This is a genomic window from Methylobacterium sp. Leaf118 (assembly GCF_920984675.1).
Classification (GTDB): domain Bacteria; phylum Pseudomonadota; class Alphaproteobacteria; order Rhizobiales; family Beijerinckiaceae; genus Methylobacterium.
Genome location: NZ_CAKLBV010000008.1, coordinates 1 through 26,878, shown reverse-complemented (window position 1 = coordinate 26,878; position 26,878 = coordinate 1). Strand labels below are relative to the sequence as shown.

Genomic DNA, 26,878 nt, shown 5'->3' with positions numbered 1-26,878 from the left:
ACCGGAGGATGGGCGACGGCAGGGCCGTCGATGCTGAAAGTCTTAGCCGAAGGGGCCGCGCCGCACTATCGGATTCGGGCCCGGGCGGGGCCCCGGGAGCGGACAACCGATGTTAGTCTTAAGGGCGGCCCGGGGGACCCCGACGGCGCCGGACGGCTATTCCGCCGCCTGCCGCTCGCCGTAGCCGAGGCGCTCGTTGAGCTCGCCCAGAAGCTTCACCGCGGCCTCGGCGATGACGGTGCCCGGCGGGAAGATCGCCGAGGCGCCGGCGGCGTAGAGCGCGTCGTAATCGCCCGGCGGGATCACGCCGCCGATCACGATCATCACATCGTCGCGGCCCTCTTCCGTCAGCGCCGTCTTCAGCTCCGGCACGAGCGTCAGATGGCCGGCCGCCAGCGAGGAGACGCCGACGATGTGCACGTCGTTCTCCACGGCCTGACGCGCGGCTTCCGCCGGGGTCGCGAAGAGCGGCCCGATATCCACGTCGAAGCCGAGATCGGCGAAGGCCGAGGCGATCACCTTCTGGCCGCGGTCATGCCCGTCCTGGCCCATCTTGGCGACCAGGATGCGCGGCCGGCGCCCGTCATTCTCCTCGAAGGCCTCGACGAGGCCGCGGACCTTCTCCACCACCGGCGACATGCCGCCCACCTCCCGCTTGTAGACGCCCGAGATCGAGCGGATCTCGGCGCGATGGCGGCCCCAGGCCTTCTCCAGCGCCTCCGAGATCTCGCCGACCGTGGCCTTGGCCCGCGCGGCGTTGACCGCCAGTTCGAGCAGGTTCTCCTGCGTGTCGACCGCCTGGGTGAGCGCCGCGAGCGCTGCATCCACATCGGCCTGGCTGCGCTCGGCGCGCAGGCGCTTGAGCTTGTCGATCTGCATCGTGCGGACGTTGTGGTTGTCGACCCGCAACAGCTCGATCTTCATCTCGTCGTCGGGCTTGTACTTGTTGATGCCGACGATGGTCTGGCGGCCGGAATCGATCCGCGCCTGGGCGCGGGCCGCCGCCTCCTCGATGCGCAGCTTCGGGATGCCGGCCTCGATGGCCTTCGCCATGCCGCCGAGGCTCTCGACCTCGCGGATATGCTCCCAGGCCCGCGCGGCGATGTCGTGGGTCAGCCGCTCGACGTAGTAGGAGCCGCCCCAGGGGTCGATGATCCGGGTCGTGCCGCTCTCCTGCTGCAGGAAGAGCTGGGTGTTGCGCGCGATCCGGGCCGAGAAATCGGTCGGCAGCGCCAGCGCCTCGTCCAGCGCGTTGGTGTGGAGCGACTGCGTCCCGCCCTGCGTCGCCGCCATCGCCTCGATGCAGGTGCGGGTGACGTTGTTGAACACGTCCTGCGCCGTCAGCGACCAGCCGCTCGTCTGCGAGTGGGTGCGCAGCGGCAGCGACTTGTCGGATTTCGGATCGAACTCCTTGACGAGCTTGGCCCAGATCAGGCGCGCGGCCCGCATCTTGGCGATCTCCATGAAGAAGTTCATCCCGATCGCCCAGAAGAACGACAGACGTGGAGCGAACTGGTCGATGGTGAGCCCGGCGGCGAGACCCGCCTTGATGTACTCGACCCCGTCGGCGAGCGTGTAGGCGAGTTCGAGATCCTGCGTCGCCCCGGCCTCCTGCATGTGGTAGCCGGAGATCGAGATCGAATTGAACTTCGGCATGTTCTTGGAAGTATATCCAAAGATATCCGAAATGATCCGCATCGATCCCTTGGGGGGATAGATGTAGGTGTTGCGGACCATGAACTCTTTCAAAATGTCGTTCTGGATCGTGCCGGCGAGCTTCTCCGGCGGCACGCCCTGCTCCTCGGCCGCGACGATGTAGAGCGCGAGCACCGGCAGCACCGCGCCATTCATCGTCATCGACACCGTCATCTCGTCGAGCGGGATGCCGGAGAACAGCGTGCGCATGTCGTAGATCGAATCGATCGCGACACCCGCCATGCCGACATCGCCCGAGACGCGCGGGTGATCCGAATCGTAGCCGCGGTGGGTCGCGAGATCGAAGGCGACCGAGAGGCCCTTCTGGCCCGCCGCGAGATTGCGCCGGTAGAAGGCGTTCGAATCCTCGGCGGTGGAGAAGCCGGCATATTGCCGGATGGTCCAGGGCTGGGTGACGTACATCGCCGGATAGGGGCCGCGCAGATAGGGCGGCAGGCCGGGAAACGAGTCGATGCCCTCAAGCCCCTCGCGATCCTCGGGGCCGTAGAATCCCTTCACCGGGATGCCCTCGGGCGTCATCCAGGGCTCGCCCACCGGCGGGGGCGGCGCCTTGAACCCATCGGCCGAGAAGGCGAGCGAGGTGAAGTCGGGGATCCGGGAGCTCATGCGGCGGTCTCGGGGTCTCGGAGGACGGCAAAATTTTGTTTGGCATTATAGGCAAGCCACCAAACGCGGCTACTGTCCATAAGGCGGCTGTCATCCGCGGTTTCGGCGCCGGCCCCCTGTGGGGCGACGGCGCCCGGCCGCGTCCCGGCGCGGGCTCGGCGCCGGTCCGGAGGGGGCGGCGAGCCAAGCCCGGCGTTGCGCGATCAAGCCCTTGAGCCGCTTCATCCGCTCGCGCTGGCCCCCGCACTCCCACGCGCCATCGAAGTCGCTGGCGCTGGTGTCGCCGTCTCCCGTGACGAGGCTCACGATCGCGAGACCGGCGCCGATCAGGAACACGAGCGCCAGCACGGCGACGGGCCATGCGAGCCCAAGCCCGACCGCGACCGCGATGGCGAGTTTCAGCCCGAGCGAGGCCGCGATCTTGGCCTTGAGCAGCACCAGCAGCGTCGCCCCGGCCCCGGCCCCGCCGCGCAGGGTGCGCCACAGGTGTCGCGTGAACCGGGCCCGCGCGATCAGCCCGTCGAGGCGGACGAGCTCGCGCTCGATGCGTCGCACCGCCTGGCCCCGATCCTCTCCCTCGCCTGCCCGCATTTCCGCCCCCGCCCTCCCCCGAGCGACGCCCGCCCACGGCCTGCGGTGCGGTTCGGGCCCCAGCCAACGCCAAACCGCCGTATTCGTCCATTCCGGTGGCCGGCGAAGCGTGACCGGGCGCACGCGGAGCGACGTGGCATGAGAATTTCGAGAGCAGGGAGGCGCCCGAGCGCGGCGCGGACATGGCCGTTCCTGGCGGGTTTCGTCGCGGCGGAGCAGCGGCTCGGCGCGCGGGCGCAGGCGCGGGGACGGCTGGCGGCCTTCGCCTACGAGTTCTTGCGCTTCGGGATCAAGCAGGGCTGGGCCTGCCTGTTCGCCGGCTTGATCTGCGCGCTCCTGATCGGAACCTATCTGGTCTATCCGACGGACGCGGCGCTGACGCGCTACGACTTCCTGACGCTGGCGGCCGTCGCGATCCAGGTCGCGCTCCTGGCCCTCGGCATGGAGACCTGGGAGGAGGCGAAGGTCATCGCGCTCTACCATCTCGTCGGGACGGCGATGGAGCTGTTCAAGACCGCGGCCGGCTCGTGGATCTACCCGGAGGCGAGCCTTTTACGGATCGCGGGCGTGCCGCTCTTCACCGGCTTCATGTATGCCAGCGTCGGCTCCTACATCGCCCGCGTGTGGCGGCTGTTCGATTTCCGGTTCACCCGGCACCCGCCGCTGACCCTCACCCTGCCGCTGGCGGGCGCGATCTATCTCAACTTCTTCAGCCACCATTACGTGGCCGACCTGCGCGGGGTGCTGTTCGTGGCCATCGCGCTGCTGTTCGGGCGCACGGTCGTCCACTTCAAGGTCTGGCACGTGCACCGCTCGATGCCGCTTCTCCTCGGCTTCGGGCTGGTCTCGCTGTTCATCTGGTTCGCCGAGAACATCGGCACGGGCGCCCGGGTCTGGCTCTACCCGAACCAGGCGGCCGGCTGGTCGCCGGTCTCGGCGGCCAAGCTCGGCTCGTGGTTCCTGCTGATGATCGTGTCCTACGTGCTCGTCACCCTGGTCAACCGGCCGGAGCCGGTGCCGGAGGCCGCCCCGGCACCGGAGGCGGGCAAGCTGCGCGTCGCGCCGTAGCCGATCAATTCAGGTAGGTGCGGATCCAGTTCGGGGAGAGGATCTCGCCCTCCTCCGTGATGATCCAGGGCTGCTGGGCCGGATCGTGCAGGGCGCCGCGCGCGGCGGCGAGCGCTTCGCGCAAGGTGCCGTAACGCTCGGGCTGCGCCAGCGGCGACGAGGCCGGCAGGGTGCGCCAGATGGTGAGGTCTGCCGGTCGTTCGAGAGCTTCGGTTTCCATCTCTTGTTCTTCCTTCCGAACCGTATCCGTCCGCAGAAGTCCGCCCCGACGAACAAGGTCGGCGGGCCGGAGGGCGGAGAGCTTCCAGTGTGATCGAAGCATCTCTGGGGCAGTTTTGCGATGAAATCGGGTGCTCGTGGCCAAACGGTCACCGTTTCGTCGCAGTTCCTCGCGTGAACCTTGCCTTGATTTGGCCAAGGATTGGATCACGCCCGCCCACCGATGCCTTTTCATCAGTCGTTCGACACTGCGTGTGAATCAGTGACTAACTGGTTACCTGGGATGTCTCCCGGCGACGGTGCGCTGTCGCACGAGCGCTCCGGCCTCTGGAAAGCGGGGATTCGTTGACGGGACGCCACACCGGACACAGCTAAGGCCGAGCCCGGCGGCGGGCGGATGTCGTGCTGGCTCGAGGGCCGAAACCGGTGCCTGATCGTTTCGTGCGGATCGCCCTCGGGGTGACCCTGGGCCTGCTCATCGCCTTCGTGGCGCAGCCCTACATCCTGGCCTTCCTCTATGCGGCCGACAGCCCTCGCGCGGTCACCGCCCGCGGCGATCTCGCGCCGGCGGAGAAGACCACCGTCGACCTGTTCGCCCAGGCTTCCCCCTCCGTGGTGCATGTCTTCGCCCAGGCCGCCGCCCAGGGGCGCGCCCTGATGGAGCCGGAGGACGAGTACGGCCAAGGGAATGGGCAAGGCTATGGGCAAGGCTACGGCGCGCCCGGCCAGGGGCAGGACCAGCAGCGCCAGGGCGGCGGCTCCCAGACCGGCACCGGCTTCGTCTGGGATGCAGCCGGGCACGTCGTCACCAACAACCACGTGGTCGAGGCGGCGACCAAGGGCGGCGGCACGATCTCGGTGCGGCTCTCCTCCGGCGAGGTGGTCAGCGCCCGCGTCGTCGGCACGGCGCCGAGCTACGATCTCGCCGTGCTCCAGCTCGGACGGGTGGCCAAGATGCCCCCGCCGCTCGCCGTCGGCACCAGCGCCGACCTGAAGGTGGGCCAAGCGGCCTTCGCCATCGGCAACCCGTTCGGCCTCGACCACACCCTGACCACCGGCGTCATCAGCGCGCTCCAGCGCCGGCTGCCGACCCAGGAGGGCCGCGAATTGTCGGGGGTGATCCAGACGGACGCCGCGATCAATCCGGGCAATTCCGGCGGACCTCTGCTCGATTCCGCGGGACGCCTGATCGGGGTCAACACCGCGATCTATTCGCCCTCGGGCGCGAGCGCCGGCATCGGCTTCGCGGTGCCGGTCGACGTGGTGAACCGGGTGGTGCCGGACCTCGTCAAGAACGGCCGCGTGCGCAATCCCGGCATCGGCATCATCGCCGGCCAGGAGGCGACGGCCGCGCGCCTCGGCATCGACGGCGTGGTGGTGGTGCGCGTGCTGCCGGGCTCGCCCGCGGCGCAGGCGGGCCTGCGCGGCATCGATGCCCGCACCGGCGACATCGGCGACGTCATCGTCGGCGCCAACGGGCGCCCGGTCCACCGCCTGTCCGACCTCACCGCAGTGGTGGAGGAGGCCGGCCTCGACAAGCCGGTGACCCTGCTGGTCGAGCGCGATGGCCGGGTCCGGACCGTGCGGGTGACGACGGCGGACGTGGCGCAGACGCGGTTGTAACGACGCACGATCCCCAGACCCGCTTTACCCGCGGGCCGAACCAGCCGATGAGGCAGCATGCTCCTCGCCCTCGGCTGCCTCGCGCTCATCGGGTTCTGGTGGCTCGGCCGTCGCGGCGGGCGCCTGCCGTTCGGGCTCACCCCCCGCCGCCTCGCCGGCTATGCCGCCCTGGCGGCCGCCTTCCTGCTGTCCCTGCGGGGCAGCTTCGTGCTCGCGGGCGTCGTCGGCTTGGCCGGCGTCTGGCTGCACGAGGGGCGCGACGGCGTGTTCCGCCGGATTCCGGGATTGCGGGGAGCGCCGCAGCCGCAAAGGCTGCGCACGGCCTCGGTCGAACTCGAACTCCTGTCCGACGGCACGCCCGCCGACGGCAGCCTGTTCGTCGGGGCCTATGCGGGCCGGTGCCTTTCGGAGGTTCCGCCGGCCGATCTGGCCGAGATGGCGCTGCTGCTCGCCGCGGGCGATCCGGAGGGCGCGCGCCTGCTAGAGGCGTATCTCGACCGCCGGCAGCCCGGCTGGCGTATAGACCGAGATCGCGACGCGGACCCGGGGCCGGGACGCCCGGCGAAGCCAGGGGCGATGACGGAGCAGGAGGCCTATCAGGTCCTGGGGCTTCAGCGCGGGGCGTCCCTGGAGGAGGTCCGCGCGGCTCATCGGTCGCTGATGAAGCGGGCTCACCCCGATCAGGGCGGCAGCGTCGAGGGGGCCGCGCGCGTCAACGCGGCGCGGGACAGGCTTGTGAACCGACATCGCTAGAACTCCACGCGCGTTGTCAGACGAGGGCAGTCGGGTTTGGGATTGGTCGGCCCGGTCGCGCGTGCGCGTCGCCCCTCCCCGCATCGCGGAGAGCGGCCCCTGTCACGGCATCGGCCGGGACGAGGGGAGGCCGTGACACCCGGCCCTGAACGAGGGCCGGATCCGTGTGGCGGAAGCGGTCAGCTCCGGGTCGCGAAGCAGGTGAAGCCGTTCTTCTTCAGTGCGGCGCAGGCATCCTGCGCGGCGCCCTGCTCGGTAAAGCCCGAGAAGCGGGCCCGGAAGAGGGTGGTGCCGCCATGGGTCACCCGCACCGTGTAGGGGGCGGCCTTGGCCAGCGCGCCGGTGCGGCTGCGGGCGTCGGAGAGGATCGACCGCGCCTTGTCCTCGTCGTCCATGGCGCCGAGCTGGATCACCCAGGGGGTCGGCGTGACGGGCCGGGCGCCCTCGGCGCGAGCGTCCTTCGGCGGGGCCTCGGTGCGGGAGGCGACGCCTTCGACGGCGGGGAGCCGGGCCGTCGACTTCGCCCCGCCCGCACTCGGGAACGGCGCCTGGGCCGCGGAGCCGGCATAGGCCTGGGCGGCGCCGGGCAGCGCCTGGGCGCCGGGACGGCGGACCATGCCGGGCGTCGTCGTGGCGGCCGCCGGGCGGATATCGAGCGGGCCGGTCGAGGTCGAGGAGGTGACCTCCACATCATCCTCTTCGGCCGAGGCGACCTCGGTGCGGGTGCGCGATCCGGCCTCGGCGATGACGGCGGGGCGGCCGCGCTCGGCGACCTCCGTCACCGGGGCGGTCTGGCGGGCGCCGGCATAGGCCCGGGGCAGGCTGGAGCGGACGAGGTCGGCCATGATCCGGTCGCGGCTCGCCCCGGATTTTCCGCCGAGCACGATCGCCACGATCTGCCGGTCGCCGAGCCGGGCCGCGGTCATCAGGTTGAAGCCGGAATCGCGGGTGTAGCCGGTCTTGATGCCGTCCACGCCCTCGACGGTCCCGAGCAGGCGGTTGTGGTTGCCGATGGTCCGGCCGCGGAAGGCGAAGGAGCGGGTCTGGAAATAGCGGTAGTAGCGCGGGAAGCGGTCCTGGATGGCGCGGGCCAGGATCGTCAGGTCGCGGGCGGTGGTGATCTGGTCCGGGTCGGGGAGACCCGAGGCATTGGCGTAGTTGGTGCGGCTCATCCCGAGCGACCGGGCCTTGCGGGTCATCATCTCGGCAAAGCGCGGCTCGGAGCCGGCGATGTTCTCGCCGATGGCGCAGGCCACGTCGTTGGCCGACTTGGTGACGAGGGCCTTGATCGCCTCCTCGACGGTGACGGTCGAGCCGGGGCGCACGCCCAATTTGGACGGGGGCTGCTTGGCGGCGTTGGCCGAGATCGACAGCTCCGAATCGAGGTCGTAGCGACCCTTTTCGAGCTGCTCGAACAGCATGTAGAGGGTCATCACCTTGGTGATCGAGGCCGGATGGCGCAGGGCGTCCTCGTTGACCGCGTGCAGCGTCCGGCCCGACTTCACGTCGTAGACCATGGCGGCGAAGGGGGGGTTGTAGCCGCCCCCCGCGGGCTTGTGCCCCCCGCGCTTGCGCGCCTCGGCCGGCGCCACCGCCGCGGTGAGGACACCCGCCGTCAGGAGCACGACGGCGGCAGCACGGGACCCCGTGGTCCGGCCTTGTACGCGACGCATCTCGAAACCTTCGCCTCGACCACCGGACGCACGGTCCGGTTCGCACCAGTCGTTCGCGGAAGGGCCGGACTGGCCGCATTCCGCACTCTCTGAATGTCAGGTTAGGCGCGACGCGGTTACGCGGGCGTTAATGCTGTGCAACATGGAACGGAGATCGTCGTTTCGCCTCAGGGGTTAAGCGGGTGTGAAGGAGTTTTGGCGGATCGCCGATCGCCCAGATGCGCCGCTGGCGCAGGCGGCGCTCGAACATTCTGGCCGAGCAGGCGTCCGTCCTCCTGATCCCTCTCCATAGGCTTGCGGCCGGCATTCTCCGCCTGGGGATCGCCCCGTCGTCCCTCAGCCGCGTCATCGTTGTGGCGCAGGCGCCGGGGGACCGTCCTCGTGATCGCGACACGGATGGCGCGGCGACGGTCGCCTTCAGGCCGCGATCAGGATGGTCGAGGTGATCGCATCGATCTCGCTCGACAGGCGCCCGTCCTCGCCGCGTAGGACGAGGCCGAGTTCGGCGAGCGCCGTCACATTTTCATGCAACCGCCGTACGTCGCAGCCGAGAGCCCGGGCGAGCGCGCGCACGCCGCCCGCGGGCGTGTGCCGGAGATGGCGCAGCAGTTCGGAGCGCTTCGGGGTCATGACGGCATAGCGTGCGGCCCAATCCCGGAAGACGATTCGATCGTCACCCGCGACCGCGTGGCCCTCCTGCGCCGCCTTCAGGCCCCGGCGACGTCCCCGGCCGCAGCGCGCAGATCGCGACCGATTTCGATCTCAGTCGTCGCCTTTGCCATAATCTCTCCTCCAGGCCTCCACCGCCTCGACGAAGTCGCCGAGCCGGCGATCGATCTCCGTGAAGCGAGACGGCCACTCGTCCGCGCCGACGTGACGATGGTCGCCCTTGCCACGCTCGTTGTCGACGCCGACCACCCGCGCGCCATCCACGATGGAGACGGGCCGGTCCTCGAAGCCGTGGGAGGTGGGCGGCACCGGGACCGGCACGCGCCACATCACCCGCTCGGCAAAGTCCCGCTCGCCGAACACCGCACGTCGACGGACGACGCGCTCCGCTCTCACTCCATCGGACGCGCATACGGGGTGTTGTCGTCAAGCGCCGACAGCCACGACACGCGACGTCCTCGAGAACCCGTTCGTCAACTGCGCTACGCGCGTGATGGACAGTTTCACGCACCTCACTGGCGCACTCGTTTTCCGGCCTATAGATTGCCTCGCAAGGGCGTCGCTCCCGTCGGGGGTGGGCACGAAAAGACCGCCAAGAAGGTCGCTACGATTCAGATGACTCTTACGTCGATCCAGGAGGGTGCGGCATCGCGGGCGGAGCGGGGGCTCCGGCCCGTCGTTGCAGCCTCGACTCCCCGTAGCCCGGGCGACGACGACCGGTCCGGCACCGCGATCATCACCCGCACCAAGCCGCGGGCGAAACGGCCGAGCCTGTATCGCGTGCTCCTGCTCAACGACGACTACACGCCGATGGAATTCGTCGTGCATGTGGTCGAGCGCTTCTTCAACAAGAGCAAGGAAGACGCCTACCAGATCATGATGCACGTCCACCACAACGGGGTGGGGGAGTGTGGCGTGTTCACTTACGAAGTGGCGGAGACGAAGGTGACGCAGGTGATGGATTTCGCCCGCAAGCACCAACATCCCCTCCAGTGCGTTATGGAAAAGAAATAGGCATCCAGCGAAGGCCAGAGCATTGCCCAGCTTCTCACGCAGCCTCGAGCAAGCCCTCCACCGCGCCCTGGCCCTGGCCGGAGAGCGCCGCCACGAATACGCGACCCTCGAGCATCTTCTGCTCGCCCTCGTCGACGATCAGGATGCCGCCGCGGTGATGCGGGCCTGCAATGTCGAGCTCGACGCCCTGCGCCGCAATCTCGTCGAGTATGTCGACACCGAGCTGTCGAACCTGACCGGCGACGGGCGCCAGGATGCCAAGCCCACCGCCGGCTTCCAGCGCGTCATCCAGCGCGCCTTGATCCATGTCCAGTCCTCGGGCCGCGAGGAGGTGACCGGCGCCAACGTGCTGGTCGCGATCTTCGCCGAGCGCGAGAGCCACGCCGCGTACTTCCTGCAGGAGCAGGACATGACGCGCTACGATGCGGTGAACTACATCAGTCACGGCATCGCCAAGCGCCCGGGCGCCTCCGAGCCCAAGCCCGTGCGCGGCGCCGACGAGGAGGGTCCCGTCGAACGCCCGAGCGGCGAGGACGGCGAGGCGCGGCCCAAGAAGAAGGGCGACGCGCTGGAGGCCTACTGCGTCAACCTCAACAAGAAGGCGCGCGACGGCAAGATCGATCCGCTGATCGGCCGCCATTCGGAGGTCGAGCGCACGATCCAGGTGCTGTGCCGCCGCCAGAAGAACAACCCGCTGCTGGTCGGCGATCCCGGCGTCGGCAAGACCGCCATCGCCGAAGGCCTCGCCCGCAAGATCATCCAGCACGAGGTGCCGGAGGTTCTGGCCGACGCTACCGTCTTCTCCCTCGACATGGGCACGCTGCTCGCCGGAACCCGCTATCGCGGCGATTTCGAGGAGCGCCTCAAGCAGGTGATGAAGGAGATCGAGGCGCATCCCAACGCGATCATGTTCATCGACGAGATCCACACCGTGATCGGTGCGGGCGCCACCTCGGGCGGCGCGATGGACGCCTCGAACCTGCTCAAGCCGGCCCTTGCCTCCGGGAGCCTGCGCTGCATCGGCTCGACCACCTACAAGGAGTACCGCCAGTACTTCGAGAAGGATCGGGCGCTGGTGCGCCGGTTCCAGAAGATCGACGTCAACGAGCCGTCGATCCCGGACACGATCGAGATCCTCAAGGGCCTGAAGCCCTATTTCGAAGAATTCCATAAGCTCAAGTACACGACCGACGCAGTCAAAGCCGCCGTCGAGCTATCCGCGCGTTACATCAACGACCGCAAGCTGCCCGACAAGGCGATCGACGTGATCGACGAGACCGGCGCCTCGCAGATGCTGGTGCCGGAGGCGCGCCGCAAGCGCACCATCGGGGTCAAGGAGATCGAGGCGACCATCGCCACGATGGCCCGGATCCCGCCGAAGACCGTGTCGAAGGACGACGCGGTGGTGCTCAAGAACCTGACCGAGAACCTGAAGCGCGTCGTCTACGGCCAGTCGAACGCGATCGAGGCGCTGACCTCGGCGATCAAGCTGGCCCGGGCCGGCCTGCGCGATCCCGACAAGCCGATCGGCTCCTACCTGTTCGCGGGCCCCACCGGCGTCGGCAAGACCGAGGCCGCCAAGCAGCTCGCCGCCTCGCTCGGCGTCGAGATGCTGCGCTTCGACATGTCGGAATACATGGAGCGCCACACGGTCTCGCGCCTGATCGGTGCGCCGCCCGGCTATGTCGGCTTCGACCAGGGCGGTCTTCTGACCGACGGGATCGACCAGCATCCGCATTGCGTGCTCCTGCTCGACGAGATCGAGAAGGCGCATCCGGACCTGTTCAACATCCTGTTGCAGGTCATGGACCACGGCAAGCTGACCGACCACAACGGCAAGCAGGTCGATTTCCGCAACGTCATCATCATCATGACGTCGAATGCGGGCGCCTCCGACCTCGCGAAGTCGGCCTACGGCTTTACGCAGTCGAAGCGCACGGGCGACGATGTCGAGGCGATCAACCGGCTGTTCGCCCCAGAATTCCGCAACCGCCTCGATGCGATCATTTCCTTTGGCCACTTGCCCAAGGAGGTCGTCGCCAAGGTGGTCGACAAGTTCGTCCTCCAGCTCGAGGCCCAGCTCGCCGACCGCAACGTCACGATCGAGCTCTCGGACGAGGCCCGCGACTGGCTCGTGGAGAACGGCTACGACGACGCGATGGGCGCCCGGCCCATGGCCCGCCTGATCCAGTCCACGATCAAGACGCCGCTCGCCGACGAGGTTCTGTTCGGCCGCCTGAAGGACGGCGGTGCCGTCAAGGTCGTGCTGAAGCCGGCGGAGGACGAGGACGGCAAGGCCGCGAAGGAGCCGGCGAAGGGCAAGGGCTCCCTCGGCTTCGAGTTCCCGGCCGGGCCGGTCACGCCCAAGCCCGAGAAGGACGTCACCAACGCCGCCAAGCGCCACAAGCGCTCGAAGCCCCGCTCGGCCCCGCGCAAGAAGAGCGGCAAGGGCGATGGCGGTCCGTCCGGCGGGTCGTCGGGTGGCGGCAGCGTCCGCACCGTGCCGAAGGTGCCGCTCAAGGTCTGATCCCTGACCCGCGCCCGATTTTGCTGAATCGGGCGCGGCTTGGCGGCCGGGGCGGGTTGCGTTCCCGCGCCGCCTTGCGGATATGAGCGGCGTCGCGGGCCTGTCGGGCCGACGCGGCGAGTAGAGATGGGGGATCGATGACGAGCGACGCGCAGGAGGAGCCCCTCAGGCCGGTCGCGACGCCGCCCTCCCCGCCGGCCAAGCCGAAGCCGCTCTCGGCCCGCGAACAGCGCCGCCGCCGCCGCCGGTCGCGTCATCGGGGCGAGGAGATTTTGGGCTGGATCCTCGTGCCGGTGATCCTGTTCGGCCTCTACTGGGCCGTCACGGCCGGTCTCGACGCCATGGGGACCAGCCCCGGCGTGGTCTGGGACCAGCTGATGCAGGTCAAGGCGGCTCTCGAGAAGAAGATGTGAGACGGGCCACGCCCGATCCCTTCGGCCTCATCCCGAGGCCGCGGCGCGGCGTCGGGCAGGGCCCGATCCGCCGATGACCGACGGGCCGCGGGCCGGGACCACCCTGCCGGACGGGCTGCCGCCGCGGGACCGCGTCCTGGCCTTCGTCGCCGTCGCCCTCGCCATGACCATGGCGGTGCTCGACGGGGCCATCGTCAACGTGGCGCTGCCGGTGATCGCCCGCGACCTCTCCGTGTCGCCCGCCGACGCCATCTTCGTCGTCAACGCCTACCAGATCGCCGTCACCGCCACGCTGCTGCCCCTGGCCGCCCTCGGCGAGAGTCTGGGCTATCGGCGGGTCTACCTCGCCGGGCTGGCCCTGTTCACGGTCGCCTCCCTCGCCTGTGCGGTCGCGCCCGACCTGCCGACACTCGTCGCCGCGCGGGTGGCGCAGGGCCTTGGCGCCGCCGGGATCATGAGCGTCAACACGGCGCTGGTGCGCTTCATTTACCCGCTGCGCCTGATCGGACGGGGCGTCGGCAACGTCGCCCTCGTCATCGCGGTGGCCTCCGCCGCCGGGCCAACGCTCGGCGCTGCGATCCTCTCGGTTGCGGAGTGGCCGTGGCTGTTCCTCGTCAACCTGCCGGTCGGCCTCGCGGCCCTGGCGGTCGGCTCGCGCACCCTGCCGGACACGCCCCGTTCGGCGCGGCGGTTCGACATCCTCGGCGCCACCCTCAACGCCCTGACCTTCGGCCTCCTGATCGTCGGCATCGACGACCTCGCCGATCCGGCCAAGCATGGCCGGGCCCTGGCCGAGATCGGCGCGGCCTTGCTCGTTGGGGCCGTCTTCGTGCGCAGCCAGATCAACCGGAGCCGGCCGCTCCTGCCGCTCGATCTCCTGCGCATCCCGGCCTTCGCGCTCTCGATGGTGGCCTCGGTCTGCGCGTTCTCCTCGCAGATGGCCGCCTACATTGCCTTGCCCTTCTACTTCCACGACGGGCTCGGCCTGACGGTGGCGCAGACGGGCCTCCTGATGACGCCCTGGCCCCTCGCCATCGCGGTCGCCGCGCCCCTGTCGGGGCGGCTCGCCGACCGCTACCCGCCGGGCCTCCTCGGCGCCCTCGGCCTTCTCCTGCTGGCCGCCGGCATCGCTGCCCTGGCCCTCCTGCCGCCCGCGCCGTCGCATCTCGACATCGCCTGGCGTCTGACCCTTTCGGGGTTGGGCTTCGGGCTGTTCCAATCGCCCAACAACAAGATCATCGTCACGAGCGCGCCGCGGGACCGGACCGGCAGCGCCAGCGGGATGCAGTCGAGCGCCCGGCTCGTCGGCCAATCCCTCGGGGCGGCTCTGGTGGCCGTGTTGTTCGGCCTCTCCGCGGGCGGCCCGGCCGGGGCCCTGGGACCGATCCTGTGGACCGCCGGGGCGCTGGCCTTCGTCGGCGCGGCCGCGAGTGGCCTGCGCCGGACGCGGGCCTGAGCGCCTCGCACCCGAAGGCGGATTGGCGCGTTGTCCGGGCGAGGCGGCAACAGCACGACGGGACGACCATGGATATCGATCTGAAGGGGCGCAGCGCCCTCGTCACCGGCTCCACCGGCGGCATCGGCTACGCGATCGCCGCGGCGCTCGGCGGCCTCGGGGCTTCGGTCGCGATCAACGGGCGCACGGGCGAGCGGGTGAACGCGGCCATCGCGCGGCTGCGCCAGGAGGTGCCGGGCGCCGAATTCATCGCTGGCATCGGCGATGTCGGCACGGAAGAGGGCGCGGCGGATCTGGTCGCCGCCCTGCCGACGGTCGACATCCTGATCAACAATGCCGGCATCTTCGAGCCGAAGCCGTTCTTCGAGATCCCGGACACGGAATGGCGCCGGTTCTTCGAGGTCAACGTGATGAGCGGCATTCGCCTCGCCCGCGCCTACGGTCCCGGCATGGTCGAGCGCGGCTGGGGGCGGATCGTCTTCATCGCCAGCGAATCCGGGGTCAACATTCCCGTGGAGATGGTCCATTACGGCATGACGAAGACGGCGCAGCTCGCCGTGTCCCGCGGGCTGGCCGAGACGGTCGGCGGCAGCGGCGTGACGGTCAACAGCGTGTTACCGGGGCCGACCCTCACCGAAGGCGTCGCCGATTTTCTGGAATCCATGGGCGGGGGCGAGGGCGACCTCGACGCCAAGGGCCGCGCCTTCATCGCCGAGAACCGGCCGACCTCGCTCCTGAAGCGCCTGGCTCGACCGGAAGAGGTCGCCAGTATGGTCGCCTATCTCTGCACGCCCGCCGCCAGTGCCACGACGGGCGCGGCCCTGAGGGTCGATGGGGGCGTGCTGCGCAGCATCGTCTGACGGAGGGCGCCGCGGGCCGGCTTGGCCGGCCCGAACGGCATCAGCTCTTCAGGTGGGCGGCGAGGTGCTTGTTCATCTCGAACATCGAGCACTTGTCCTTGCCGAAGATCTTCTTGAGCTTCTCGTCGGCAACGATTTCGCGCTTGTTCTCCGGGTTCTGGAGATTGTGCTTCTTGATGTGCTCCCACACCTTGCTGACCACTTCGCCGCGTGGCAGCGGCTTGTCGCCGACGATGGCCGCGAGGTCGGCCGACGGCTTCAGCGGCTGCTGGAGGGCGTTCGGCTTCGCGCCGGAGGCGGCCTTGGTCGCGGTGGCCTTCTCGGCCGTCTTCTCGGTGGTCTTCTTGGGGGCGGAGGCCTTCTTCTCCGTCGTCTTGGTGGCCATGGCTTCCCTCCGTTCTACGGTCCGTCAGCAAATCTGCCGCGTGCCCGGGGGTTCCGGGGCGCTGAGGAGCAACAACTAAGCGGTGACGCGCCCGTTCCAAGTGGAGAAGAGCACCATTCGGTGACCATCCACAGCTGACGAGCACATTTCGCGCCGTTCAGGCGGCCCGTGCGGCGTCGAGCTTGGCGAGTTCGACCGCCGCGCGCAACTCGATCTCCGCGACGAGGGCGTCGAGGCGCGGGTCGCCGCTCTCCGGCATCCGCTCGGCAAGGCGCCCGGCAATGGCCCTGAGGTCCCCGCTGGCGACCCGCCCGCCGACCAGGGCGGCCTTCAGGCGGTCGAGCCCGTCGAGCAGATCGTGCCCGCGCTGCACGGAGCGGCGGCGGCGCTCGGCGGGCGTGTCGGCGCGGTCCTGCCCCTGGAGCGCGAGGAGGGAGTCGAGGCCTGCGAGCATGCCGGTCTGGGCCGTGCCCGCGGTGGAGGCGCGCTGCGGCGCGGCGCCCTCCGCGGAGAAGGCGCCCGGGGCGGTGCCGCGGCGCCGACCGGTGGTCGAGCCAGCGGCGGCGGCGGCGAAACGTGGATCGATGCGCATGGGCTCCCGCATCCTCGGCGAAGCCGGAGGATCGGCCGGTATGGTTAAGCACCGGTAAACGACCCGGCAGAACCTGCCGGCCCGGCAGGAACCGGCCCGGCATCCGGCTCGCGCCGGCCATCGCCTCCCCGAAAAAACCATCTCTACGACAGTGACTTACGTTTCTCGGCCGCTTGGCATGGGGCTCGCAACGGGTCCGTCCGGTGCAAGACGCCGAGCCGGTCCCGGACACGCCGATGCCCTTCCCCACCCGCCTGCCCCTCCGCCTCGCCGCGGTGTTCGCCTGCCTGATCCTGGCGATCCCGGGCCCGGCCGCCGCCCTGTCGCGGGTCAAGGACCTCGCCTCGATCGAGGGCGTGCGCTCGAACCAGCTCGTCGGCTACGGCATCGTGGTCGGCCTCAACGGCACCGGCGACACGCTCAACAACATCCCCTTCACCAAGCAGTCGCTCCAGGCGATGCTGGAGCGGCTCGGGGTCAACACCCGCGGCGCCACCATGCGCACGCAGAACCTCGCCGCCGTGATGGTGACGGCGAACCTCCCCCCCTTCGCGACCCAGGGCACGCATATCGACGTGACCGTCTCCTCCCTCGGCGACGCCAAGTCGCTCCAGGGCGGCACGCTCCTCGTCACGCCCCTGCTCGGCGCCGACGGCGAGGTCTACGCCCTGGCGCAGGGCTCCGTGGCCATCGCGGGCTTCGCGGCCGAAGGCGAGGCCGCCAAGATCACCCGCGGCGTGCCGACCAACGGGCGCATCGCCAACGGGGCCCTGATCGAGCGCGAGATGGCGTTCAAGCTCAACGAGGCGCGCTCCCTGCGCCTGTCGCTGCGCAACCCGGACTTCACCACCTCGAAGCGGATCGCCGCCGCGATCAACGACTTCATGGGCGCCGACACCGCCGAGCCGATCGATCCGGCCACCATCACCCTGCAGATCCCGCCGAAATACCGCGGCAACATGATCCGCCTCATCACCGAGGTGGAGCAGCTGAAGGTCGAGCCCGACCAGACCGCCCGCGTCGTCGTGGACGAGCGCTCCGGCATCATCGTGATGGGCCGCGACGTGCGGGTGTCCACGGTGGCCATCGCCCAGGGCAACCTCACGGTGACGATCACCGAGCAGCCGATGGTGAGCCAGCCCAGCCCGCTCTCCAACGGCCAGACCGTGGTGGTCCCGCGCACCGGCGTGAAGGTCGACACCGGCGACGGCAACAAGCTGGCGCTCGTGAAGGAGGGCGTGACCCTGCGCGAACTCGTCGACGGCCTCAACGCCCTCGGCGTCGGCCCCCGCGACCTGATCTCGATCCTCCAAGCGATCAAGACGGCCGGGGCGCTCCAGGCCGATATCGAGCTGATGTGATTTCTCCCAGAGATCGGAGACGACCGTGATGCTGCCCCTCGCGACCTTTGCCGCCTCGGCTGCCGCCGGCGTCGGCAAGAACCTTCTGCAATCGCTGTCGAAGACCGACACCGACACGATGGATACGTCGAAATCCACCGCCAAGGCCCGCAAGACCGCCGACGAGTTCGAGAAGATGTTCCTCGAGGACAGCCTGGAGCGGATGACGAAGAGCGACGGCACCGAGGGGCCCCTCGGCGAGAACGGCTCCGGCGGCGGCGTGTGGCGCTCGATGCTGACCAAGGAATATGCCGGTGCCATCATGAAAAGCGGCGGCGTCGGCATCAGCAACCAGGTGTTTTCCGAGATGATGCGGATGCAGGAGGCGGGTCGTGGCGGCCGATAACGCGAAGAGTCAGGGGCCGATCCGTCTCGCCGATCCCGCCGCGGCGAAGGCCTTCGTGCGGGATCTGCTTGCCGCCATGGGGGCGTTGGAAACCGTGCTCGCCCGCGAGAGCGAGGGCGTGCGCGCCGGGCGCATCGCCGAGGCGATGCAGGGCGCCGCCGGCAAGGCGGACCTCGCCGCCGCCTACATGACCGGGCTGGAGGCGGCGAAGGCCAACGCCATCGCCCTGGCCCGCTTCGCCCCGGAGGGGCTGGAGGCCCTCAAAGCCGCGCAGAAGCGCTTCGCCGCCATCGTCGAGACCAACCAGCAGGTGCTGGCGACCGCCCGCACGGTCTCGGAGGGCCTCATCAAGGCGCTCGCCGACGAGATCGGCAAGGCCCGCACCCCCCTGGTCTATGGCCGTCCGTCGCATGCCCCGTCGCCCTACGGACGCAGTTCCGGCAGCGGTCCGCTGGTGTTTTCGCGAAGTCTGTAAGCGCGCCGGTCCGAGACCGGGGCGCCGGTTCTCGGAAAATGCCGATGCGACACAGGAGCTTAGAGAATCGCCTCAGATACGATATCCGCGACAAAGCCCAAGGCTCGACTGACCACGTCGGTCGATGCCGGCAAGAAAAACCGGCCGGGTCAGGCACGGAGTTCTGATCAGCCGCGGCCTGGCCTGAGACAAAACGAGCCGGAACTTTCGTTTACGCGACCGCTTGCCACCGAACACCATCATCGGAGGAAACGGCCGTGTCGAACGACGTGCTCATACCGCTGCTCGCGATCTTCACCATCGTGGCGGTCGCGGGCTTCGCCATCTGGCAGCGGGGCCGGGTCGCGCAGTCGAAAGGCGATCCGCAGCGTTCCAGCTTCACCCAGGTTCATGGCGAGGCGCCCCGACCGAACCGGCCGGGCACGGATCACTAACGCGCTCTCCGCCGAAATGGAGGCCGGTTCGGCTCGACAGAGCGCGACAACACCGAGACCGGGCGCCGTGCTCACGGTTCACCGGGATGGGGCACGGCTTTAGGGCCTGACCTCACGCCAGCCGGGTCGGCTCGACCCACCAGCCCGGCCGGGCGGCGCGGAGAACGCGCGCCGCCGCCTCGGCCTGCCCGTCGTCTCCGAAGAGGGCGAACACGGTCGCTCCTGAGCCGGACATCCGGGCGAGGCGACAACCCGCCTGAGCGCGCAGGAGTGTCAGCGCCTCGCCGATGATCGGGGCCACCGTCAGCGCGGGCGGCTCCAGATCGTTGCGAGCCGGCGCGATCACCCCGAGGATCTCATCCGCCGACAGGCCCTCCGCGACCGGGGGGTGGTCGGCGCCGTGCAGCCGCTGCCCGACGGCGAGGCCGAGAGCCTTGAAGACCGGCGAGGTGGCGACCGGCACGGCCGGATTGACCAGCAGGGCCGGCAGCGGGGCGAGCCCGAGCGGCGGGCCGAGGCTCTCCCCGGCGCCCCGCATCATTCGCGCCCGCGGATCGAGGCAGACCGGCACGTCCGCCCCCGTCGCGCGGGCCGCGGCGACGACGGCCGGATGGTCAAGGGGCAGGGCGTTGGCCTCGGCGAGCAGGCGCAGGCCGGCCGCGGCATCCGAGGAGCCGCCGCCGATCCCGGCGGCCACCGGCAGGCACTTGTCGAGGTGGAATGCCCCCGTCTTCAACCCCGGAACGGAGGCGGCGAGGTGCCGGGCGGCGCGCAGCACCAGATTGTCGTCCAAGGGCCCCGCCGGCCCCGCGGTCGGGCCCGACACCGCCAGCGACAGGTCGCCGCCCGGATCGAGTGCGAGCGTGTCGGCGACGCCCGCGAAGGCGACGAGGCTTTCCAGCACATGGTAGCCGTCGTCCGGACGCCGCCCGAGGACGTGCAGGGTCAGGTTGATCTTGGCCGGAGCGCGGGTGGAGAGGCGGGACAAGGGGCTCGCAAACCTTCGCTCACGGGTGGATTCATCCCCTCGGGCCTGTGCCCGAGCGCCGGGCACCGTCCCGGACAGGAGACCCGGGCGATCCTCTAGGAGGGCCGGCTCCGCGCGGCAAGCCGTGTTCGCCCGGCCTCAATCCTCGGCCTCGAAGCCGTCGAGCGGCGCGTAGCGGCGCACCACCGTTCCGTCCGGAAAAGCGTAGCTGCGCGTGCGCATGACGAGGTAGCCCGCCGCCCGTGCCCGGGCGATGCGGCGGGCGCGAAACTCATCGGCGGCCTCGTGCCAGGCTTCGGGCGGTGCGCCCATCGGATCCGCGGCATAGACGCGACCGTAGCGGGGGAAGGCCATCGGCTCCGGATCGGCGTATCCGTAGACCGGTCCGCGGAAGCGGGGACGCGGGCTCGCCACCCGCTCGCGCACCACCGCGCGCGGCGAGATCCTGCGTTCGACGAGGCGGCTCGGACGCGGGGCCGGTCGGGAGGCCTCGGCCTGGCGTTCGATCGTGGCCCGGCGCGCGGCCCGGCGGATGGCCTCGCGGCGGCTGGTTTCGCGTCGGGCCTCGACCGGGCGGCGCGCCTTCGCCTCCGCCCGGCGCGTCGCGGGTTCGGTGCGGGGAGGTTCGGGGGCCGCCGCGCGCGTCTCGGCCGGCTTCGGCGCGGGTGTCTCGGGCACCGCGCGCGCCGGGGGATCGGTCCAGCTCCCGCCGGACGGTTCCTGTGCGAGCCCCGGTCCGCCGGTCAGCAGGAGGGCGAGGAGAAGCGGAAGGCGCCGGCGGATGGTCATGGAACGGGCCCTGTCGATTGGGAAGGACGACGCCCGTCCACGCGCCCGCCATCGGGCCCAAGGTCACGCCGCGACACGAAACCAAAAATTAACCCTACCCCGCTGCCCCGTCCATACGAAAGACGGCTTGGGTCCAGGCGCCCGCCTCGCCCCTCGCCCGGCACGGTCGACCGATGACCCGGCATCCAGTAGGCCCGGAGCGTGGAAACCGTCCCGGAGGCGTGATGCGCGCGGATGACAGCTCGGCCCCTCGCCTGTGGATCCGCGATCCGCTCGCGATCCTCGCCGAGGGCGCGGGCGGTGGCGTGGTGGTCGAGGGCAGCCGCATCGCCGAACTCGTCCCCGCGGGCGGAGCGCCGTCGGTGCCCGTGGACGAGACCTTCGCGGCCGGCCGCCACGTCGTGATCCCGGGCCTCGTCAACACGCATCACCACTTCTTCCAGACCCTCACCCGGGCCCATCCGGCCGCCCTCGACAAGCCCCTCTTCCCCTGGCTCAAGGCGCTCTACGGCCTGTGGCCCCGGCTCGATCCGGAGGCCTTCCGCCTCGCCACCCGGCTCGCCTACACCGAGCTCCTGATGTCCGGCTGCACCACGGCCGCCGACCACCATTACCTCTACCCGAAGGGTCTTGAGCGGGCGGTGGACATCCAGGTCGAGGAGGCCCGGGCCCTCGGCATCCGCGCCGTCGTCACCCGCGGCTCCATGAGCCTGTCGGAGAAGGAGGGAGGCCTGCCGCCCGCGAGCCTGGTTCAGGACGACGACGTGATCCTGGAGGACAGCGAGCGGGTGCTGCGCCTGTTCCACGATTCGGCGCCCGGGGCCATGGTGCAGATCGGGCTCGCCCCCTGCTCGCCCTTCGCGGTGACGAAGCGGCTGATGCGCGAGAGCGCCCGGCTCGCTGAGGCGCACGATTGCCCGCTCCACACCCATCTCGGCGAGACCCGCGACGAGGACGCCTATTGCCTCGCTTTGTTCGGCCAGCGGCCGGTGGATTATCTTGAGGAGGTCGGCTGGCTGAACCGGCGGACCTGGCTCGCCCACGGCATTCACTTCAACGACGACGAGGTGCGCCGGCTCGGCGCGGCGGGCGTCGGCGTGTGCCACTGCCCGACCTCGAACATGGTGCTGGCCTCGGGCGCCTGCCGGACCTGCGAGCTGGAGGCGGCGGGCAGCCCGGTCGGCCTCGGCGTCGACGGCGCGTCCTCGAACGATTCCTCCAACCTGATGGAGGGCGTGCGCCACGCGCTGATGGTGAACCGCCTGACCTACGGCGCCGAGGCGGTGACCCACCGCGATGCCCTGCGCTGGGCGACGGAGGGATCCGCCGCCTGCCTCGGCCGCGACGATATCGGCCGGATCGCGCCGGGCCGGGAGGCCGATTTCGCCCTCTTCACCCTCGAGGAACTGCGCTTCTCCGGCGCGCACGACCCGCTCGCCGCCCTCGTGCTGTGCGGCGCCCACCGGGCCGACCGGGTGATGGTGGCCGGGCGCTGGCGGGTCGTGGACGGGGCGCCGTCGGGCGTCGATACGGGGCGCCTGCGCGAGGAGCACTCGCGCCTCGCCCTCACGCTGTTCGGCTGAGCGCTTCCGCGTCTTGCTCCGGCAGGACCCGGTAGCGTCGCCCGGCATAGAGCAGGCCGTCGGCCGGCTCGGCCCGGGTCAGGGCGAGAACCTCGCAGATCAGCACCTCGTGGGTGCCGGCCCGGTTCCGGCCGACGATCCGGCAGTCGAAGGCGGCGAGCGCCCCGGGCAGCACCGGAGCCCCGGTGACGAGGCGCTCCCAGCGCGCGGCGGCGAAGCGCTCCCCCGGCGGCAGCCCGCCGCCGAACGCCTCGGCGAGCGGCGCGTGCTCGGCGGACAGCGTGTTCACGCACAGGCCGTCATTGTCCCGGAAGGCCGGATAGGCGGAGCCGGAGCGGTTGAGGCAGACCAGCAGCGTCGGCGGCGCGTCGCTGACGCTGCAGACCGCCGTCGCGGTGAAGCCGGCCCGACCGCCGGGCCCATCCGTGGTGACGAGATGCACCGCGCTCGCGACCCGCGTCATCGCCTCGCGGTAGGCCGGAGCGGTGAGCGCGGGGTCGGAGGTGGGCATGAACGACGCCTCTGTGCCGGTGGGTCGGGCGAGAGGCCCGCAGAAGGGGCGTGCCGCATCGGCGATCCTGTGGCCCCCGCCGCTCTTCGAGGCAAGGCCGGGCGACGCGAAGGGGAAGAATCGTCTCCGACGGGGCGGATGCGCCGCACCGGGTCGCCCAAGGCGTCCGTGTGCGGGCGGAGCAGATTCCTTCTCCCGTCCGCGCCTCGCCCCGTCTCATCGGAGCGTTGGCCTACGCGTCGTCGGCCCCGTCCCGATCCCGCGCGGCCCTCTCCCGGTCGGCCCGGATGCTCCGGCGCAGTCTGACGAGTTGCCACACGGCCAACCCGATCAGCAGCACTTCGAGAGCGGTCGCGGCGATCATGGTTTGGGCGGACGGCGCGCCTCCTCGCGGTCGCGGCGGATCGAGCGTTTCACCCGCACGAGCTGCCAGATCGCCAGGCCGAGCACGAGCCCGAAGGCGAGACCGATATCGAGGGCGGCGAAACCGTGATCGCTCACGAAGCGGTCGAGCGGCGGAAGGCGTCGCGCTGCTCCAGCGCCTCGATCAGATCGAGCACCCGCACCGCCTGACCCGAGATGTCCCACCACGGCGGGAGGCCGTGCATCGGCTGCGGCGCCGGATGGCGGGCCACCGCCTCGACGAGATAGGCGGTCTCGGGCAGGGGCGGTGCCGCGGCTGCGGCCGGCGACCCGACGGGCCAGACCGCGCCCGCGAGCAGCACCGCCTTTCGGCCGCCGGTGACCCGGGCACGGGACCCGACCGAATCGAGACCGTTCGCCTCCACGGCGCGGCCGATCTCGGCATAGATCAGACGTGCGGCCCGGATCGCCGGGCGACACTTCGCGGGCAGCAGGGCGATCCCGGCCTCCGAGCGCTGATAGAGGCGCTCGGCCGCGGCCAGCAGCCGGGCCACGACCCGGCGAAGGCCGGGGCTCGGGCGCGGGTCCCGCAGGAAGGCGTCCGGGTCGATGCCGGCTTCCTCGAGCCAGTCGAGGGGCAGATAGAGGCGCCCGGCCCGGGCATCCTCGCCGACGTCGCGGGCGATGTTGGTGAACTGCATCGCGACGCCGAGGTCGCAGGCGCGGGCGAGGGCGACCGGGTCGCGCACCCCCATGACGAGGCTCATCATCGCCCCGACCCCCCCGGCGACCCGGGCGGCATAGGCCGTCAGCTCCGACAGGCTCGCGTAGCGCCGGCCGGTCGCGTCCCAGGCGAGCCCTTCGAGCAGGGCGCGCGGCAGCGCCTCGGGAATGGCATGGACCGAGAGCACCTCGGCCAGCGCCCGGTCGGCGGGATGGGACCTCGGGGTTCCGGCGCAGGCCAGGGTCAGACGGCGCTGCAACGCGTCGACCGCCGCGGCCCGGTCGCCCCGGGTCTCGTCCACGGCGTCGTCGGACAGCCGGCAGAAGGCGTAGAGCCCGTAGGCCGGCCGCCGCACCGCAGGGGGCAACAGCAGGGAGGCTGCGAAGAAGCTCTTCGAGCCGGCCCGGATCGCCGCCCGGCAGGCGGCGTGATCCTCGGCGGAGGTCGGGAAAAGGTCAGGCGGGAACGCGCGCATCCGGCACCACGGCATCGAGGACGCGCGCGGAGGAGAGCACGCCCGGAAGGCCGGCGCCGGGATGGGTCCCGGCTCCGACGAGGAAGAGGTTGGCGATGTCTTCCGAGCGGTTGTGCGGACGGAACCACGCGGATTGCGTCAGCACCGGTTCCAGGCCGAAGCCGGAACCGCGGAAGCTCAGGAAGTCGTCGGAGAAATCCTGCGGCGTCGTCACCCGCGAGGTGACGACCGCCTCCGACAGGCCGGGCATCACGCTCGCTTCGAGGGAGCGTTCGATGGCCCGGCGATAGGGCTCGGCGAGACGCGACCAGTCCTGGCCGCCGGCGAGATTGGGCACCGGCGCGAGCACGTAGAAGGCATCGCAGCCCGGCGGGGCGAGCAGCGGATCGGTCGCGCTCGGGCGGTGCAGGTAGAGGCTGAAATCCTCGGCCAGCACCTTGCGGTCGAAGATGTCGCCGAGCAGCTCGCGGTAGCGCGGCCCCATCAGGATCGTGTGATGGTCGACCTGCGGATATTTCCGGCTCGTACCGAAATACCAGACGAACAGACCCATCGACGACGAGGTGCGGGCGAGCTTGCGCGCGCTCCAGCGGCGGGTCTGTCCGCTGAGCAGCGTCTGGTAGGTGAAGGCCGAATCGGCGTTCGAGACCACGATCGCGGCCGGGATCGTCTCGCCGCCGGCAAGCTCCACCCCGGTCGCAGCCCCGCCTTCGACGCGGATGCGCGCGACGTCGGCTCCGCAGCGGACCGTGCCGCCCTGCCCGCGGATCAACCCGACGAGCCCCTCGACCAGGCGGCCCGTGCCGCCCATGGCGAAATGGACGCCCCAGCGCCGCTCCAGATGGGCGATCAGGCAGTAGATGCCGCTCGCCCGGAACGGGTTGCCGCCGATGAGCAGTGGATGAAAGCTGAAGATCGTGCGCAGGCGCTCGTCGCGGATGAAGCGGGCCACCACGTCGTAGACGCTGCGATGGCCCGAGAGCCGCAACAGGTCGGGCGCGATGCGCAGCATCCGCCCGAACCGGTCGAACGGGACGTGGCCGAGTTCCTCGAAGCCGACCCGGCACACGGCCTCGCTATGGGCCATGAAGCGCTCGTACCCGTCGACATCCTCGGGCGAGAAGCGGGCGACCTCCGCCCGCATGGCGGCGCGATCGTCGCTGTAGGCGAAGCTCGTCCCGTCGCTGAAGCGGATGCGGTAGAACGGGCGCATCGGCACGAGGGCCACGTCCTCGGCCATCTCCCGCCCGCACAAGCGCCACAGCTCCTCGAACAGGAACGGCGCGGTGACGATGGTCGGCCCGGCATCGAAGGTGAAGCCATCCTGCCGATGCACTCGGGCGCGCCCGCCCGGTTGATCGAGCCGCTCCAGCACCGTGACCCGGTAGCCCCGCGCCCCGAGGCGCACCGCCGCCGCCAGCCCGCCGAAACCGGACCCGATCACGACCGCGTGGGGCCGGCGATCCGGCCCGGTCACGTCAGTCGGCTTGACGGCGAGTGTCAACATAACTTGACACTATCCCCGGACAATCCGCCGACGCAAGGGGCGTTTCACGCGATCGCAGCGGCCTCGGCCTGGATGATCTCCGCGACCCGCTCCGGGGCCTCCTCGTGGGCGAGATGGCCGAGGCCGCGCAGCAGCTCGAGCCGGGCGTTCGGCAGCCGGTCGCGGAGCACGAAGGCGGTGTCGGGGCGAATCGCCTTGTCGGCACCGCCGACGATGAGGAGCGTGCGGGTGTCGAGCCGCGACAAGTCGCGGTCCAGCGCCGGGAGGTCCCAGTTCGCCATCATGCCGAGCGCGCCCGAGACGTGGCCGGTGCGGCAGAACAGGCGACGGTAGAGGTCGAGCCCCTGCGCGTCGAGGCGCGAGCCGGTCCCGTCGATGAGACGGCGCACCGCCGGACGATCGGCGCTCCAGGCGAAGATCCGGGGGGTGACCGGGTTGAGGAACAGGACCCGCGCGAGGCTGGGGAACAGGAAGCTGGCGGCCCCGGGGAACGGCGTCAGGGCGCCGTTGAGCGCCACGAGCAGGCCCGGCGCGATGCGTCGGTCGAGGCACATCCGCGCGAGGATCGCCGCCCCGGCCGAGTGCCCGACCGCGACCGTCGGATTGAGCCCGAGATGCTGTGCCAGTCCGGTGACCGCGTCGGCCATGCCGGGCAGCGACAGGCGGCGGGGCGGCAGCGGATCGGTGAAGCCGTGCCCGGGCAGATCCGGTGCGACGACCCGGAACTGGCCTGCCAGCTGCGGCGCGAGGCCGCGCCAGGAATGCGTCGCCGCCCCGGTGCCGTGCAGCAGCAGGAGGCCGGGCTTCTCCGGCGCGCCGAATTCCTGGATGTGCCAGCGCAGGCCCGCGGCTTCGACGAAGCGGCTGGCCTCCCGGTGCGGCCAGTCGCGGCCGTCGCGTTCCCAGTCCGGGCGGTCATCGTTGAGGATGGGCAAGAAGGCTCCCGCCGTCATGCGGTCGCGGCGCGCACGGCGGCGCTGAGACTGCCCGCATCCGCCCGAGGCAGGGGACAGTAGCGCGCCTGTGCCGCCTCGGCGAGGGCCCGCGCCCCGTCGGGGCGGGCGCCGGTGTCGATCACCAGCGTCGGCAGCCCGTGGTGGCGCAGGGTCCGGCCGGCC

Annotated in this window: 28 protein-coding genes; 13 read left to right on the top strand and 15 right to left on the bottom strand. The window is 70.7% G+C overall.

Annotation, left to right across the window (positions count from 1 at the left end):
• Positions 1 to 156: 156 nt before the first annotated feature.
• Positions 157 to 2,322 (bottom strand): methylmalonyl-CoA mutase, encoded by a 2,166-nt coding sequence (gene scpA, locus LW587_RS05500; RefSeq protein WP_232628591.1) that lies wholly within the window; start codon positions 2,320 to 2,322, stop codon positions 157 to 159.
• A 90-nt stretch (positions 2,323 to 2,412) separates the two neighbouring features.
• The gene (locus tag LW587_RS05495; protein WP_232628590.1) at positions 2,413 to 2,877 is read right to left on the bottom strand and encodes a hypothetical protein; all 465 of its coding nucleotides are present in this window, start codon (positions 2,875 to 2,877) and stop codon (positions 2,413 to 2,415) included.
• 174 nt (positions 2,878 to 3,051) lie between these two features.
• On the opposite strand from LW587_RS05495, the gene LW587_RS05490 reads away from it, so the two are divergent.
• Positions 3,052 to 3,981: a DUF817 domain-containing protein gene (locus tag LW587_RS05490; RefSeq protein WP_232628589.1), complete on the top strand. Its 930-nt coding sequence runs from the start codon at positions 3,052 to 3,054 to the stop codon at positions 3,979 to 3,981.
• A gap of 4 nt (positions 3,982 to 3,985) precedes the next feature.
• Here LW587_RS05490 and LW587_RS05485 read toward each other — a convergent pair whose 3' ends face one another.
• Positions 3,986 to 4,201: a hypothetical protein gene (locus LW587_RS05485; protein WP_232628588.1), complete on the bottom strand. Its 216-nt coding sequence runs from the start codon at positions 4,199 to 4,201 to the stop codon at positions 3,986 to 3,988.
• Between the two features lie 425 nt (positions 4,202 to 4,626).
• On the opposite strand from LW587_RS05485, the gene LW587_RS05480 reads away from it, so the two are divergent.
• Together LW587_RS05480 and LW587_RS05475 are read left to right on the top strand one after the other, a co-directional pair.
• Complete coding sequence (locus LW587_RS05480; RefSeq protein WP_232628587.1) at positions 4,627 to 5,823, top strand: S1C family serine protease; 1,197 nt, start codon at positions 4,627 to 4,629, stop codon at positions 5,821 to 5,823.
• 57 nt (positions 5,824 to 5,880) lie between these two features.
• The gene (locus LW587_RS05475; protein ID WP_232628586.1) at positions 5,881 to 6,576 is read left to right on the top strand and encodes a J domain-containing protein; all 696 of its coding nucleotides are present in this window, start codon (positions 5,881 to 5,883) and stop codon (positions 6,574 to 6,576) included.
• 179 nt (positions 6,577 to 6,755) lie between these two features.
• Here LW587_RS05475 and LW587_RS05470 read toward each other — a convergent pair whose 3' ends face one another.
• From LW587_RS05470 to LW587_RS05460, 3 genes are all read right to left on the bottom strand, one after another.
• Entirely contained in the window at positions 6,756 to 8,249 is a 1,494-nt protein-coding gene (locus tag LW587_RS05470) for a serine hydrolase (protein WP_232628585.1), read from the bottom strand.
• A 417-nt stretch (positions 8,250 to 8,666) separates the two neighbouring features.
• On the bottom strand, positions 8,667 to 8,879 hold the full coding sequence (locus LW587_RS05465) for an HVO_A0114 family putative DNA-binding protein (RefSeq protein WP_232628584.1): 213 nt from the start codon (positions 8,877 to 8,879) through the stop codon (positions 8,667 to 8,669).
• A gap of 132 nt (positions 8,880 to 9,011) precedes the next feature.
• Positions 9,012 to 9,281 carry a hypothetical protein gene (locus LW587_RS05460; protein WP_232628583.1) on the bottom strand — a complete coding sequence of 90 codons (270 nt, stop codon included), beginning with the start codon at positions 9,279 to 9,281 and terminating at the stop codon, positions 9,012 to 9,014.
• A 252-nt stretch (positions 9,282 to 9,533) separates the two neighbouring features.
• Between LW587_RS05460 and clpS the strand changes: the two genes are divergently transcribed.
• The 5 genes from clpS to LW587_RS05435 all read left to right on the top strand — a co-directional run bounded on the left by clpS (position 9,534) and on the right by LW587_RS05435 (position 15,188).
• Positions 9,534 to 9,932: an ATP-dependent Clp protease adapter ClpS gene (clpS, locus tag LW587_RS05455; protein ID WP_232628582.1), complete on the top strand. Its 399-nt coding sequence runs from the start codon at positions 9,534 to 9,536 to the stop codon at positions 9,930 to 9,932.
• 22 nt (positions 9,933 to 9,954) lie between these two features.
• The gene (gene clpA / locus LW587_RS05450) at positions 9,955 to 12,459 is read left to right on the top strand and encodes an ATP-dependent Clp protease ATP-binding subunit ClpA (RefSeq protein WP_232628581.1); all 2,505 of its coding nucleotides are present in this window, start codon (positions 9,955 to 9,957) and stop codon (positions 12,457 to 12,459) included.
• Positions 12,460 to 12,596: 137 nt separating this feature from the next.
• Positions 12,597 to 12,872 (top strand): hypothetical protein, encoded by a 276-nt coding sequence (locus tag LW587_RS05445; protein ID WP_232628580.1) that lies wholly within the window; start codon positions 12,597 to 12,599, stop codon positions 12,870 to 12,872.
• Positions 12,873 to 12,945: 73 nt separating this feature from the next.
• On the top strand, positions 12,946 to 14,328 hold the full coding sequence (locus tag LW587_RS05440) for an MFS transporter (RefSeq protein ID WP_232628579.1): 1,383 nt from the start codon (positions 12,946 to 12,948) through the stop codon (positions 14,326 to 14,328).
• A 68-nt stretch (positions 14,329 to 14,396) separates the two neighbouring features.
• Positions 14,397 to 15,188, top strand: a complete 792-nt coding sequence (locus LW587_RS05435) for an SDR family NAD(P)-dependent oxidoreductase (RefSeq protein WP_232628578.1) — start codon at positions 14,397 to 14,399, stop codon at positions 15,186 to 15,188.
• A 40-nt stretch (positions 15,189 to 15,228) separates the two neighbouring features.
• Here the strand turns inward: LW587_RS05435 and LW587_RS05430 are convergent, their stop codons facing one another.
• Both LW587_RS05430 and LW587_RS05425 read right to left on the bottom strand, forming a co-directional pair.
• Entirely contained in the window at positions 15,229 to 15,573 is a 345-nt protein-coding gene (locus LW587_RS05430; protein ID WP_232628577.1) for an SWIB/MDM2 domain-containing protein, read from the bottom strand.
• A 157-nt stretch (positions 15,574 to 15,730) separates the two neighbouring features.
• Positions 15,731 to 16,165, bottom strand: coding sequence for a flagellar assembly protein FliX (locus LW587_RS05425; protein ID WP_232628576.1), 435 nt, complete (start codon positions 16,163 to 16,165; stop codon positions 15,731 to 15,733).
• A gap of 236 nt (positions 16,166 to 16,401) precedes the next feature.
• Between LW587_RS05425 and LW587_RS05420 the strand changes: the two genes are divergently transcribed.
• The 4 genes from LW587_RS05420 (at position 16,402) to LW587_RS05405 (ending at position 18,820) form a co-directional block, all read left to right on the top strand.
• Positions 16,402 to 17,526: a flagellar basal body P-ring protein FlgI gene (locus tag LW587_RS05420; RefSeq protein WP_232628575.1), complete on the top strand. Its 1,125-nt coding sequence runs from the start codon at positions 16,402 to 16,404 to the stop codon at positions 17,524 to 17,526.
• Between the two features lie 28 nt (positions 17,527 to 17,554).
• Positions 17,555 to 17,911: a rod-binding protein gene (locus LW587_RS05415; RefSeq protein WP_232628661.1), complete on the top strand. Its 357-nt coding sequence runs from the start codon at positions 17,555 to 17,557 to the stop codon at positions 17,909 to 17,911.
• Positions 17,898 to 18,386, top strand: coding sequence for a hypothetical protein (locus tag LW587_RS05410; protein WP_232628574.1), 489 nt, complete (start codon positions 17,898 to 17,900; stop codon positions 18,384 to 18,386). The genes LW587_RS05415 and LW587_RS05410 overlap by 14 nt, the downstream gene beginning before the upstream one ends.
• Before the next feature lie 257 nt (positions 18,387 to 18,643).
• A complete protein-coding gene (locus tag LW587_RS05405) occupies positions 18,644 to 18,820 on the top strand; it encodes a hypothetical protein (RefSeq protein ID WP_232628573.1) in 177 nt (58 codons plus the stop codon).
• A gap of 112 nt (positions 18,821 to 18,932) precedes the next feature.
• Here the strand turns inward: LW587_RS05405 and LW587_RS05400 are convergent, their stop codons facing one another.
• Positions 18,933 to 19,808 carry a 4-(cytidine 5'-diphospho)-2-C-methyl-D-erythritol kinase gene (locus tag LW587_RS05400; protein ID WP_232628572.1) on the bottom strand — a complete coding sequence of 292 codons (876 nt, stop codon included), beginning with the start codon at positions 19,806 to 19,808 and terminating at the stop codon, positions 18,933 to 18,935.
• Positions 19,809 to 19,946: 138 nt separating this feature from the next.
• Positions 19,947 to 20,597 (bottom strand): hypothetical protein, encoded by a 651-nt coding sequence (locus LW587_RS05395; protein WP_232628571.1) that lies wholly within the window; start codon positions 20,595 to 20,597, stop codon positions 19,947 to 19,949.
• A 224-nt stretch (positions 20,598 to 20,821) separates the two neighbouring features.
• On the opposite strand from LW587_RS05395, the gene LW587_RS05390 reads away from it, so the two are divergent.
• Positions 20,822 to 22,180, top strand: coding sequence for an 8-oxoguanine deaminase (locus LW587_RS05390; protein WP_232628570.1), 1,359 nt, complete (start codon positions 20,822 to 20,824; stop codon positions 22,178 to 22,180).
• Here LW587_RS05390 and LW587_RS05385 read toward each other — a convergent pair.
• From LW587_RS05385 to bchO, 5 genes are all read right to left on the bottom strand, one after another.
• Positions 22,164 to 22,691: a flavin reductase gene (locus LW587_RS05385; protein WP_232628569.1), complete on the bottom strand. Its 528-nt coding sequence runs from the start codon at positions 22,689 to 22,691 to the stop codon at positions 22,164 to 22,166. The two genes, LW587_RS05390 and LW587_RS05385, sit on opposite strands and share 17 nt — an antisense overlap.
• A gap of 360 nt (positions 22,692 to 23,051) precedes the next feature.
• On the bottom strand, positions 23,052 to 23,192 hold the full coding sequence (locus LW587_RS05380; RefSeq protein ID WP_232628568.1) for a hypothetical protein: 141 nt from the start codon (positions 23,190 to 23,192) through the stop codon (positions 23,052 to 23,054).
• On the bottom strand, positions 23,189 to 24,253 hold the full coding sequence (locus LW587_RS05375; protein WP_232628567.1) for a phytoene/squalene synthase family protein: 1,065 nt from the start codon (positions 24,251 to 24,253) through the stop codon (positions 23,189 to 23,191). The genes LW587_RS05380 and LW587_RS05375 overlap by 4 nt, the downstream gene beginning before the upstream one ends.
• Entirely contained in the window at positions 24,234 to 25,760 is a 1,527-nt protein-coding gene (locus LW587_RS05370; RefSeq protein WP_232628566.1) for a phytoene desaturase, read from the bottom strand. Before LW587_RS05370 ends, LW587_RS05375 begins: the two co-directional genes overlap by 20 nt.
• A 44-nt stretch (positions 25,761 to 25,804) precedes the next feature.
• Positions 25,805 to 26,695, bottom strand: a complete 891-nt coding sequence (gene bchO / locus LW587_RS05365) for an alpha/beta fold hydrolase BchO (RefSeq protein ID WP_232628565.1) — start codon at positions 26,693 to 26,695, stop codon at positions 25,805 to 25,807.
• Positions 26,696 to 26,878 lie beyond the last annotated feature (183 nt).